This is a genomic window from Coleofasciculus sp. G1-WW12-02 (assembly GCF_040219735.1).
Classification (GTDB): Bacteria; Cyanobacteriota; Cyanobacteriia; order Cyanobacteriales; family Coleofasciculaceae; genus Coleofasciculus.
In genome coordinates this window covers 1-12,314 of the sequence record NZ_JAVJRX010000105.1, presented here as the reverse complement: position 1 = coordinate 12,314, position 12,314 = coordinate 1, and the positions used below count along the sequence as shown (strand labels likewise).

9 protein-coding genes and 1 pseudogene are annotated in these 12,314 nt (G+C 46.4%); 3 read left to right on the top strand and 7 right to left on the bottom strand.

Going from position 1 to position 12,314, the window contains the following annotated elements; all coding sequences use genetic code 11:
- Nucleotides 1–118: 118 nt before the first annotated feature.
- Nucleotides 119–2,017, bottom strand: coding sequence for a DVUA0089 family protein (locus tag RID09_RS17790; RefSeq protein WP_446337265.1), 1,899 nt, complete (start codon nt 2,015–2,017; stop codon nt 119–121).
- Between the two features lie 419 nt (nt 2,018–2,436).
- Here RID09_RS17790 and RID09_RS17785 point away from each other — a divergent pair, with 419 nt between their 5' ends.
- The 3 genes from RID09_RS17785 to RID09_RS17775 all read left to right on the top strand — a co-directional run bounded on the left by RID09_RS17785 (nt 2,437) and on the right by RID09_RS17775 (nt 6,301).
- Nucleotides 2,437–2,760, top strand: a complete 324-nt coding sequence (locus RID09_RS17785) for a hypothetical protein (protein ID WP_446337263.1) — start codon at nt 2,437–2,439, stop codon at nt 2,758–2,760.
- Nucleotides 2,761–3,327: 567 nt separating this feature from the next.
- Nucleotides 3,328–5,952, top strand: a complete 2,625-nt coding sequence (locus RID09_RS17780) for a CHAT domain-containing protein (RefSeq protein ID WP_446337262.1) — start codon at nt 3,328–3,330, stop codon at nt 5,950–5,952.
- A 109-nt stretch (nt 5,953–6,061) separates the two neighbouring features.
- Nucleotides 6,062–6,301: a hypothetical protein gene (locus RID09_RS17775; protein ID WP_446337261.1), complete on the top strand. Its 240-nt coding sequence runs from the start codon at nt 6,062–6,064 to the stop codon at nt 6,299–6,301.
- Nucleotides 6,302–6,333: 32 nt separating this feature from the next.
- On the opposite strand, the gene RID09_RS17770 is transcribed toward RID09_RS17775, so the two are convergent.
- The 6 genes and pseudogenes from RID09_RS17770 to RID09_RS17745 form a co-directional block, all read right to left on the bottom strand.
- A complete protein-coding gene (locus RID09_RS17770) occupies nt 6,334–6,885 on the bottom strand; it encodes a DUF928 domain-containing protein (protein WP_446337264.1) in 552 nt (183 codons plus the stop codon).
- The gene (locus RID09_RS17765) at nt 6,876–7,028 is read right to left on the bottom strand and encodes a hypothetical protein (protein ID WP_446337260.1); all 153 of its coding nucleotides are present in this window, start codon (nt 7,026–7,028) and stop codon (nt 6,876–6,878) included. Before RID09_RS17765 ends, RID09_RS17770 begins: the two co-directional genes overlap by 10 nt.
- 468 nt (nt 7,029–7,496) lie before the next feature.
- Complete coding sequence (locus tag RID09_RS17760; protein ID WP_446337259.1) at nt 7,497–9,140, bottom strand: CHASE2 domain-containing protein; 1,644 nt, start codon at nt 9,138–9,140, stop codon at nt 7,497–7,499.
- Between the two features lie 167 nt (nt 9,141–9,307).
- Nucleotides 9,308–9,979, bottom strand: a complete 672-nt coding sequence (locus tag RID09_RS17755) for a response regulator transcription factor (protein WP_446337258.1) — start codon at nt 9,977–9,979, stop codon at nt 9,308–9,310.
- A complete protein-coding gene (locus RID09_RS17750) occupies nt 9,930–10,847 on the bottom strand; it encodes a hypothetical protein (protein WP_446337257.1) in 918 nt (305 codons plus the stop codon). Before RID09_RS17750 ends, RID09_RS17755 begins: the two co-directional genes overlap by 50 nt.
- A gap of 370 nt (nt 10,848–11,217) precedes the next feature.
- Nucleotides 11,218–12,212, bottom strand: a pseudogene (locus RID09_RS17745) (IS1634 family transposase); the annotation flags it as partial.
- Nucleotides 12,213–12,314: the final 102 nt, after the last annotated feature.

The window sequence follows — 12,314 nt, the reverse complement described above, 5'->3', positions numbered from 1 at the left end:
CAGTTTTTCCGTAAAATATCTGAGCCTGGAACAACCATTTTTTCATCCGTCTTATCCCTGATTTAACCGAGTCAAGATCAAAGCTAAGAAGTATCAGGAGTAATATTAGTAAAACTTATCACCATAAATCCCAGAGAGCCTTGTTCAGGGGTGAAGAACCACCTACTCCAGTTGGCGCCAACACACTGTCAAAGGGACTATCGGGAAAGATGTACCCATTATTACTTCTGGGATCATTGTCGTACCGACTGACTGCCAAATAATAAATACCCGCCGTAGTGGGAGTTAACCCATTTCCCCCTGGCAGAGTTGATTGTGTAATATTGCCAGTGGTGTCATCATTGGCATAAACCCCCAAGCCATTCCCATCAAATAAGAATAACTGAGTGTCCAAGGTAGTCCCACCCACTGTCGTAGCAGAGAACGTCCCACCCCCATTTAGGTAAATTTGAAACAAGTCAACATCTGTAGGTCTGGAGAAGTTCCCGGATATCGTGGTGAGGGGGACTCCTGCACCTGTACCTAATACCTCGGCTGTACTAATAAGCTGACCCACTGTATCCGCATCAGAGGGAGTTGTTTCGATATTCCCCAACGTCAAACTGGCACCATTAATAATAATATCCCGTCCATTGGTACTGAGAGTATCTGCCACATCCTGCATCAAAAAGGAACCCACTCCATCCCCATCTGCATCGGCGGTGAACCCAATTAACCCACTCCCAGCCGCAAAGCTTAGGGTATCATCGGTTAGGTCATTAACGGTAATATTATTAGTCGCCTGTAAAATAACATTCGTATCCCCCGACAACCCCTCCAACTCCGACTCATAAATTGTTGTCGGTGCTGTATCATTAATTTCACTCAACGGCGCACTTAAAATCTGCCCCGCCACCCCAGAATTATTCCCGGCAAACGTATCCGTACCATCCGCCGCACCATCAAAAGAACCATTGGCAATTACAATATCCGTCGGGTCAAGTAACAACGTCCCCGATAACCCATTCACCGCCGTTGTATCCACCGTCCCCCGAAATATCAGGTGTTCCTTCCCAGATACTTCGACAAATCCACCATTCCCAACTTCACTTCCGCCACGGGCGCTAATAGTGCCATAAAATCCGGTTACTTCATCCGCCCAAACAATAACATTGCCACCATTCCCACTCCTAAAAGCATCGGCATTAATTCTCACACCCGTATCAATAAACGTCCGTGCCGCCGTGGGAACATCTCCTTGCCCCTGAAAGGCGCCACCAATCAACACCACACCGCCACCTGTATCCGAGGACACATCAATCCGGGCATTTTCTAATAACCCCACCCGTTCTCCTAAAACCTGAACCTTACCCCCTGGTGCCGTAAGTGAACCCGTACTCGTCACTGTATCCCCGGCTAATGTGAGAGATTCTCTTTGTCCGACGGCTAAATTCCCCCGATTGGTAATCTTCCCCCCCGCCGCTTCTACGGCATTATAAAATAGCGCCCCAGGACTCACTGAAAGTAAACGACTACTGCGAGGTTGAGTCGCACTAAAATAACCATCCTCCCCCAACTCTATCCCTGATGCTGTGGTGGCAACAAAGGAACCTTCTATATCTAAACTGGCGTTTTCACCAAATAAAATCCCATTGGGATTGAGTAAAAATAGATTCGCTTCACCCAATACCCCTAACCTGCCCAATATATTAGAGACATTATCCCCAGTAACCCGTGACAGGATATTTTCAATCCCATCGGGATTAGCAAAATAAATCCCTCTCCCTTCGGCGACATTAAACTCTATGAAACTATGAAACAGATTCGCGCCGCGAGTGGCGCCCCCATCAATTCTGTTGCTGAGTATGTCCCGAATCAGCACATCAGGGTTAACCACAGAACCTTCTGCCCCCAGAGTATCATCTGGTATCACCTGGGCGAAGACTGCTTCATTTCCCCCGGTTACCAATGCGCCGATTAATCCAACAGTGCCAATGATAAACGACTGCCAACGCCCAGCCAATTTGTTTATTATCATCACGGCAAACGTCTCCTGAGAATAGTAATGAATTAAGCCATCGGGTTTTGATGTTTATCGGGCGCACGTCGGGGTTTGGTGTCAACTTAAGGTGAAAACCAATGCTGACAAGGTGTTAATCTGTGTCTATCTGCTCCTTGACATTTTCCCCCTCATCCCCTAACCCCAACTCCATCCCCCCTAACCCCCCTTTGAAAGGGGGGAACGGAGTTGGGGAACCGGATTCTCTTGCTCCCCTCTTGCTCCCCTCTCCCAAGCTTGGGAGAGGGGCTGGGGGTGAGGGCTGGCGTGGGAGAGGGGCTGGGGGAGAGGGGTTGAGCTTAAGTTGACACCAAGGACGGAGCGTGCGCCCCTACGAATCTGGCAAAATCGGGATGCTACGTCTGAATTCCAACCTAATCATAAATTTGGTATCAAATATGACAAAAATTCCCCGAATAATATCTTGGCAAACCCCAAGACTTGATACCAATTATGCCAGTAAATTTGATAGTTTTCTAGCCTTATTTCTGAAAATACCAGAAAGCGACGGAACCTGTGATGCACTTAAGTGCAAGCTGGATTGCCGAATTCAGACAAGCGGGTTGCACAATTCAGCCAGGGGTATTGCCGAAAACTGCATGGCGACAGGAAGAAACCTTGTTCCAGATGTTGTCGGAAATGTCTGGAACAATCGGAAAGGGTATCTATCGATAACCTCTCGACAAAAGCCACCCTGGGTTATTCAAAGGATTGTTTTGTAGCTTACGTTACTGTTTGTTTGGTGCTTTCTCGGTTCCAGCATCCCTCTAGGAAATGCTCTTGAAGAGTGGTTATTATAAGAGGCGGAGTTTCTCTAAGCTCATTCCCTTCTCAGAACTGGGAACGAGGCAAAGGAGGCAAAAAAGCAAGCGTTAGTAACAAAAATTAATTCAATTGGAGAACAAGCGGAAACCGATTAGAATTAAAGTTAATCCGACGGTCACTGACTTGGACGCCGGGAAATCAATTTCCGGCTGAAAGCTAAAGTAAGAATCGAGCTTACTAAATTGAAGGCTTTGAACCCGTTTCAACGGGTTTAAACTTTGAGCCTGAACTTGAGTTCAAGGCTTCTTACGTTTTTGTAGTGAGTGTTTCAACTTGGACGCCGGGAAATCAATTTCCGGCTGAAAGCTAAAGTAAGAATCGAGCTTACTAGATTAAAGGCTTTGAACCCGTTTCAACGGGTTTGAGCTTTTAGCCAGAACTTGAGTTCAAGGCTTCTTACGTGTTTGTCATGAGTGTTTCAACGTTTATGGCGCTAAAGCGCCTACTACGAACGAACGAACGAAATGAAAAGCCAACACCGCCGATTCCGAATCCGCCCCTTTCTCCTGGTTCTATTCCTGTGTAGTTTTACTTTCAGTTTGAGTCTAAGTCAGGTTTCCTTAACCCTTACCCCCCTCCAATTTAACCCCATCGCTACCGCCCAAACACTTAATCCTAATCAACTCGTGGAACAAGGTATCCAACACTACAAAAATGGTGATGTTTACGGCGCCATCGAACCTTGGCAAACCGCCTTAACCCACTACCAAGACACCAACAAAAGAGCCAGCGCCGCTATAGTTCAAGAAAACCTCGCCCGCGCCTATCAACACCTGAACCAAAGCGAAAAAGCCCTCACCTATTGGGAAAATGCGATCGCCTATTATCGCCAAATCGCTGACGCCCCCCAAGTAGCGCGGCTTCTCGTCGAAAAAGCCCAAACTTATACTAATATAGGACAACCCAGAACCGCGATCGCACTTTTATGTAATCCCTCCCCGAACGACTGTACCAGTGATAGCGCCCTCGCCCTTGCCCGTAGCACCCAAAACAAACCCACCGAAGCCGCCGCCTTAGGGAGTTTAGGTGAAGCGTTGCGGCGACGAGGCGACTACAAAAGCGCCCTCACCTATCTGCAAGCCAGCTTAGATTTGGCAACAGAAATGGGTAATATCGCCTATCAAACCTCAACCCTAACTCGTCTGGGAAATACCTACCTCAGCCTTGCCAATATCCATTATCGCCGCGCCAACTCTGCAACCATTCGTGGCGATACCATCCAAGCCGATAAACTCAAAAAACAAGCATTAAACTACGACAGCGAAGCCCTCACCGTCTTTCAAACCAGCCTCAACCTCGCCCAAACTCACAACGAGCCCCTGGGACAACTGAGATCGCTCCTCAATGCCATTACTCCAGAATACCGCACCCAGTCTACCCGCCACGCCCTCAAACAAGCCCTCTCCCTCCTAGACACCCTACCCGATTCCCGTGATAAAGTCTATGGGGCGATCGATTTAGCCCACGTCCTGACTCAAGGAGACACAAACGCGACAACCCAGTGTGTCACCCCAGAATCCCCTAACCAAACTTTACACCTCCTGCAACAAGCCGTCGCCATTGCCCAACGCCTCCAAGACAATCGCGCCCAATCCTTTGCCCTCGGTGAACTCGGTCATTTCTACGAATGTCGTCAAAACTATTCCCAAGCCCTCGACTACACCCAACAAGCCCGATTAGCCGCCGACCAAGACCTGCTAGCTAAAGATAGCCTCTATCTGTGGGAATGGCAAGCTGCACGCCTGTATAATGCCCAAGGAAACCCAACTCAGGCAATTGAAACGTATGATCGCGCGATCGCAACCTTAGAAAGTATCCGAGGTGATATTCTCCTCGCCAATCGCGACATCCAATTCGACTTTCGTGATACCGTTGACCCCCTTTACCGACAACTCATCGAACTCAGATTAGAACGCGCCTCCCTCTCCTCAACCCCACCGGATCAGAAAACCAAAACCCTCACCTCTGTTCTCAACACCGTTGACTCCCTCAAATTAGCCGAACTTCAAGACTATTTCGGCGGCGATTGTGTCTTAACCGCCTTCAACCAAGAACGAGTAGATTTAGTCGGGGAAAACACCGCCACTGCCGTCTTTAGTTCCATCATTTTACCAGACCGCACCGCAATTATCGCCAGTTTTCCCAACGGAGAAAAACGACTCACCTGGATAAACACTGACCGCGAAACCCTCAGACAAGAAATCAATACCTTTCGTCGCGGACTCGAAAGCTTTTTTAGAACCTATAACCCCCAACCCGCCCAGAAACTTTACGACTGGATTATTCGCCCCTTTGCCGCCGATTTAGACCAAGCCAACATCAAAACCCTAGTCTTCATTCAAGATGGTATCCTACGCAGTATCCCCATGGCAGCCCTCCACGATGGCGAGAAATTTTTAGTCCAAAACTATGCCATTGCCACTACACCAACCCTAACCCTGACTGACCCCAAAACCCTCAACCGCGAAGACCTCCTAGCATTAGCTTTAGGATTAACCCAACCCGCGATTATCGATGGTCGCGAATTTCCCCCTTTACCGAATGTTTCCTGGGAAATTAATCAGGTAAAAACACTACTCCCTAGAAGTAAAGGATTACTAGATGAAGACTTCACATCAACTCGCCTACAACAGGAATTAAACCAAACCGTTTACCCCATCCTACATATTGCCACCCACGGTGAATTTGGCGGTGATCCAGAAAACACATTTATCGTCACAGGAAACAATGAAAAACTCACCATTACCGAACTAGATAGAAAGCTGCGGACAGTTTCCCGCCGTTCTGACCCCGTAGAACTCCTCACCCTAACCGCCTGCCAAACCGCCGCTGGAGATGACCGCGCCGCCTTAGGTTTAGCGGGTGTCGCGGTGCAAGCCGGTGCCAGAAGTGCTTTAGCTTCTCTTTGGTTTATTGATGATGCTACAACCGCCCAAATTGCCACGGATTTTTATGCCAATTTACGCGATTCTAGTATCAGTAAAGCCGAGGCGCTTAGTATGGCTCAAGTTTCGTTAATTGAAGCTGGGGGAAGAACGGCTCATCCGGCTTATTGGGCGGCTTTTATTCTGATTGGCAATTGGTTATAAGGTAGGGATACAAGGGAAACAAAGGGGACGGGGTGATGGTTTTTATCACAATTTATTCAGAAATGATGTCACCGGAGGTGGGCAAAGCATTTGGGGATAAAACGGGGTGATGGTTTTTATCACAATTTATTCAGAAATGATGTCACCGGAGGTGGGCGAAGCATTTGGGAATAAAATTTTGGATGAGTCTCATAGGTTGGCTCCCCAAATGCTTCGCCCCTACACCCCTACACCCCTACACCCCTACACCCCTACACCCCTACACCCCTACACCCCTACACCCCTACACCCCTACACCCCTACACCCCTACACCCCTACACCCCTACACCCCTACACCCCTACAAATGACCAATGAACAATGACCAATCAACAATCAACAATTACCTGCGTAATACCTCAACAACTTGTGTCAATCGCTGACTCTGTTCACTGCCCTTTTCTGCCGCTTGTAAGTTTTCTAACTCAGCTAAATCCTTAAGTAACTCTTCAAGTAAAATACTTGCCTCATTTCCCGACGCTAAAACTTCTGCCAATGCATCATACCACAACCCTGCCTCAGCATATTGCTTCGCTTTTTCTAGAGGATCAATACTATCAGAAAATGTCCCTGGCTTATGGACAACATCAATATCCGCCCCCGCCACTAAAGCGCTAGAGGGGGAGTTCGGGTTACACAGAAGCACAACTCTCCAACCGTATCTTTGTCCAACGGATAAACCAGGTTCATCTTTTGGTAACGATAATGTCATGATTCCCGGAGAACTTTGTAGCGGAATTTCCTGGATTACGTTACGACTCCCATTTAACCCATATTCATAGAGTTGAAAGATTATCTCTCTGGGTTGAGCATCCGGGACAAACCAAGCGAAGGTGGGGTGAGTGGAAGCCGTTTGTCCCACATGGCTTTGAGGGGCTAGGGCTGTTAAACTAATTTCTGCATCACCCGTACAACCGCCTCTTCTACCTTCTGAACCATCCCCAAAAGGCGACAGCAGATCATCAGGAGGTTGGTATAATCTTGTTCCCGTTTAACCTGTATGAGTTGAATCAGGTGCGCCCTCTCCGTTTTTATCATCAGCTAAAGCTACACCACCCATTATCAATGACAAACTGAGAACAGCACCAATTAAGAGTTTACCATTAAATTGTTTTGTTAGCCGCCATAAAAGTTGCATAATTGTCTTGGCTACTTAACGCTTTATCTACAGCATACAATCCAGAAATTGAGCATCTCATGTCTATAAGTGTAAACATGATGACAGAATTGGGATGGTTTGCTCACAAGTTCCCGTTATTGTCCTGGCTGAAAACTACATAGCCTGTCCTGTCCTAAAGATTACCCAAAACTGCAACCCTTTAAACGCCATTGTTTCAGGCATTTTTTTCAGGATGTTTAACCGGACAGGATAAGCTAAACGGCTGTAGAGACGTACCATGCTACGTCTGGAACAACGTTACCCCAATCTCGGATAATCTTATCGATAAAAGTTCAGGAAATGTTCAGGAAAGTTCAGGGAAAATTTATAACTGATATTAGGTTACGTTACCAGAACCACGCTTTTGCCACAGACCAGGTTAATTCACAAACGATTCCTTTGGGAGAATTAGGAAACCGCCGAAACGTTCCTCGCAGTTGTCGAGCCAGATTTTTTGCCTGCTGTGTTCCCCGACCTCGAGATTGATCTAAGTTATCAGATAATGCGTCTAAACCCACTCCATTATCGATAATGCGAAGAACATTCTCACCGTTTTCTTGAGTACAAATTACACTCAGGCGAGTCACCCCGACAGCGTATTTCCCTACATTACACAACGCTTCTTCTAAAAATCGGCACAACCCCCGCTTTTGCTCGATGCTTAAATATCGACTTTCTAGAGGTTCAAATTTATTAATTTTAACCTTAATTGTTTCAAAATAAGGAAAATCACGAGTTATCGTATTATCGTAAACTTGATAGAGAAGTTCATGAATTGGCGTGTGTAAATCTAATTCTAAATTACCTCCAAGGTAAATATGTTCACCTTGGGTTAACGTTTCTCGGCGAACTGATTCATAGACTCTGCGAATCTCTTGGTTTAACTGTTTAAGTTCAGATAACAACAATTCAGAAGATAAATGGTTTTCTTGAGCCGTGCTTAAAATCCTTGCCAATCTTTGCAACGGTCCATTATGAATCGTATCAAATGTATGCTCAATAATAAATTGTCGCTCTTGCAGTCGTAACCTCAAATCCTGTTGATGTCGATAGAATAACCCAGCGGTGAGTCCAGCACCATTAAAAACAAGAGGAAGAATTGCCGGGACAAGAGGAATCCACCACCCTAAAATCAACCCGAAATAACAAATACCGATTAATCCCACACTAGCCATTCCCAATCCCATCAGAATCTTGAAGGGGGATTGAAATAGCCGACCCATACTAATACCTAAAACCCCCCAGGCAAAAATCCACAAATATTCCCATCCATCTGACCAAATCTGCAAAAGGGGTCGCCCATCCAGAACAGCACTGATAATCTGACTCACCGCATGAGCTTGAATTTCCGCCCCATAAACCAGTTTGGGGTTAACACCCGTAATCGCCGCCGAATTTACGATATCTTTGACACTGGCAGCCGTTATACCAACTAAGACGATGCGATCGCGAATCCAGTTGGGATCAACATGTCCACTTTTGATATCATTAAGTGAGATCACTCTAAACGGTTCTCGACCACTGCGAAAATTGAGCAAAATCTGATTTCCGCCAGCATCAGCTCTCACATATCCCCCAGAATTAGGTTGAAACCGAGTCAGTTCGGTTGAACCAAACCGGATCGCAATTGGGTCACGAATCCCCGGTTCTAAGGGAATTCCTTGACTAGATAAATAAGTTTGAGCCAGACGTAGCGTCAAAGACAACTTACGCTCTCCCTGGGGAGTGGAAATGCGAAGCAGGCTGCGTCTGAGATAACCATCCGTATCCAGAATCGCATCAGCAAACCCAGCTTGCTCAGGGGGCAAATCTGGTGGTGGACTAACAGTAAACCCCTCGCGATCGCCCAAAGCTTTCTCAATCGCAATTAAGTTTTGGCTCTCTCTAAATACTTCAACCAGTTTAGAGCCAGCATGACCAGTCCAATAATAATAAATCCTGGCAAAGCCCCAACCCGCCAGATGGCAAGTTCCACTTGAATTTTCTGCCAAAGGTTACGCTGCACAAATAACAGGAAATAAGGAATAGGCAATAGTTAATTTAACCAGGGCGGGTTTTAAACAAACGTGATCAGCAACAGCGAAACGAAAATCCCTAAACCCGCCCCGACCAACCCGATCATCTTGACCATCGTCAAAGATTTGCCAATGACCAATAACTAATCAATTAAACCTTCCTCCTTAGCACGCATCTGGGTTTGAATCCGAATATTTTTCCCCGGTTCCGGATAAACGCCCAAAGCGTCTTGAACTTTCGTCCAATAATGACGCACGGTGCGTTCAGCAATATTCATCTGCTGAGCGATCGCTTTATCTTGTAATCCTTCTTGAAAGGCTAGGGTCAACAGTTCCAACCATTCCGGCTTAACTTCCAACCCTGTTCGCATCTCTCTGGGCGTGTAAACCACTCCCTGAAGCGCCCAATCAACCTTAGTTAACATTTCCTTAAGCGGCAGACTTTTGTCTACAATCGTAAAACCTCCTTCATGAGTCGCGATCGCCGGTTTGAGACGCACCAGTGAGCGGACATGAGCGCTTTGAACCACAATATTCAGGGTGGGATACTGCTCCATCAACGTTCTCAACAGTTGAATCCCTGTCTCCGTTCGCGCCATGTCTCCAGCTTGCTCTGGAATAGAAAGATCCAGAATCGCCAAATCAGGTTGAGCGCCCTCCACTTGTTGTTGAGCGCCTCGTGCTGTTTGAGCGGTGATCACGTCTGCTTCTGGGTACTGCTTTGTGAGCATATTCACAGTTCCATCCAAGACGGCTTCGTGATCATCAACCACGAGAATTTTTGACTTGACTAGCTTTGGTGATTTTTGACTCATATTCAAATCCGTCGCAGTCTAGGGTTAATTTGGGGAGCTGAGGTTGGGGCGAAAGCCAACGGAAGTGCCAAGTTACCATCAACTCCTTTCTCTTATAAAAGCACTGTCCTCCGGTGACAAAGTGAAAAGCTTCCTTAAGATAGTCCAAATCTTTGAGACTAGATGGACAAACCAGTGTTGATTCATTAGGATAAGAAAGTTGAACTCTAATATCACTGAACTTCCCCTGTTTCTTTAAGCGGACATGAATGGATAGTTGGGTGAAAACCTCTGAGGGAAGCATACCAATTTTTTCAGTCTGGCATTGTTGAAACGCTCTGAGTAAGCCTCTGGTGTCGGTGTCGTTGCTCCAACGGGATGTACCCCCTTGGGATAACGTAATTCGCAGTAACTCATCTAAGGCGATTAAAATCACTCGAGAGCACTCAGGAGACTCATCCTGCCAATCCCCCGGCAGTTCCATCTGAATGTTAAGGTGAGGATTGTAAGTTTGCCACAGTTCGAGCAAGTACTGGATGGCTAGGGGTAAACTTTCCTCAACAAAAGGCGGCGATAGGCGATCGCTCAATTGTCCCAGAGAATGATGGAACTTTTCAATCCCCTTTAACCAGTCTCGGACATGCTCCAGGGAAATCTCATGAGTATCTCCCAGCCATAACTCTAAGCTGCGACGCATCGCCAATGACTCTTGCAACAACCCATTACGAATTCGCTCAGTTTCACAATACAGTTGAAACCCTCGCCTGCGTTCCCACCATCGCAAGGCTCGTCGCGCCCTAGAGTAGGATAGGAATATCCCCACACAGATGGCTGCACCAGCACTCAAAACGACAGACTCTAGGACAATAAAATAGGAAACATCAACCATTTGGGGATCATCAATTTTTGGATTAGTGGATTCAGACCCGAGGAGAGAGAGCGCAGCACCGACTCCTCGCGTAAGCAGGATAGCAGGAACAAGAAAACGAAAAGCCTTACCTGATTGTATGCCAGTACAGTTAGCTGTGCTTTTTGGCTCACAGCAGATTACTTAAGCCTTAAAACCGTTTCAAGTCCATACTAGGAGTCTTAGAGCAGTCGTCCACTACCGAAATTTACCAAATTGCTTGCCTTTTTTGGCTCATCGAATGACACAATCCTGCCAATCCTTTTGCCGAAAACTGCAAAAAACACCCTTTTGAGTGAGGAGGATTTAACCGCTCAGTATTTTCCTTCAAAAATCGGTCAGTTCGGTTACCTGTTTTATAGCTGCGGAAAGCTTGCTCAACTTTGGATAAGCTTTTATAGGCTTTGACAGTTTATAAGAGCTGTCAACGTTTCTTCTGGTACGGAACTTCTCACCACGTATAACCCATCCAATGTCGCTTCTTCATTGATGCTTTCTCGGTTTCTTTGATAAGAGAAGCTATCGGGAGTTATCTGGATTTTGAAATGTTTAGCCACACCATACTTATTGATTACTTCACCCACTTTCAGTCCAATTTCAGCTTCACCCCGTAGGGGACATCTTTGCCGCGATGTGGCGCTGACTATTTTATCTAGTTTTTGCTCCGTAGCTTGTAATAACTCTTCTCGGTTTCTCTTTCTTTCTTCAGCTAAAAATGGATTCCGACAGGCGACTAATCTCTCTCCAGGATAGTCTTCGCAGGTAATTTCGGCGCTTGTCTTTTTAATCAAAGAGAGACAGTTGAATGTACGACTGATTAACCAGTTTCCGGATTTGGCTTGAACGCAGGGCAGTTATCCAATCCACTCCTGAATTTTCCTTCAGGTCTTCTCTTATTCTAGCTTGTGTAATCATCCCCCTGTCCCCCACCCAGATAATCCCAATAGTTCTCCTAGACTGGATAATTGGGTGGCTTGTTGTAACCCTCTGGCTGTGGCTAATTTCGACCTAGGGGCAATAATACGTGCTGCTATCATCGATAGGACTAATCGTCTGTTACGTGTGTTTTCGCTGCTAATGATTGAGTCTAAGCCGATTTTTTTTATCGTTCCTATCACAGCAGCGACGTGACCGTGAGGGCGAGAACGGACTATGTTAAACGCCTCCTCGATGTCTTCAATAGCTTTACCTCCCTTGAGGAGAATCTTTAAACCATCTACCGCTTCATCCGGCAATTTAGACAGGTTAGCTAGGGTACGTTTCCGCACTTTCTTTCCTTCGCGGTAAGACTCGCTTGCGTAATACGGATGGGGGAGAATTTCTGTTAGGAACACGTTCTATGTACATGACTACAATTGTCTCACAGATTCTCTCCTAAGACTATTAAGAAAATCTTAAATATACATGGGTACGATTTGAGGGGGCTAAATTGCTAAAATGCTTATGCAG

Bases quoted from the DNA above. Each gene is read 5' to 3' on its own strand.
- RID09_RS17790 (WP_446337265.1), bottom strand. From the start codon at position 2,017: ATGATAATAAACAAATTGGCTGGGCGTTGGCAGTCGTTTATCATTGGC.
- RID09_RS17785 (WP_446337263.1), top strand. From the start codon at position 2,437: ATGACAAAAATTCCCCGAATAATATCTTGGCAAACCCCAAGACTTGAT.
- RID09_RS17780 (WP_446337262.1), top strand. From the start codon at position 3,328: ATGAAAAGCCAACACCGCCGATTCCGAATCCGCCCCTTTCTCCTGGTT.
- RID09_RS17775 (WP_446337261.1), top strand. From the start codon at position 6,062: ATGGTTTTTATCACAATTTATTCAGAAATGATGTCACCGGAGGTGGGC.
- RID09_RS17765 (WP_446337260.1), bottom strand. From the start codon at position 7,028: ATGATAAAAACGGAGAGGGCGCACCTGATTCAACTCATACAGGTTAAA.
- RID09_RS17755 (WP_446337258.1), bottom strand. From the start codon at position 9,979: ATGAGTCAAAAATCACCAAAGCTAGTCAAGTCAAAAATTCTCGTGGTT.
- RID09_RS17750 (WP_446337257.1), bottom strand. From the start codon at position 10,847: ATGGTTGATGTTTCCTATTTTATTGTCCTAGAGTCTGTCGTTTTGAGT.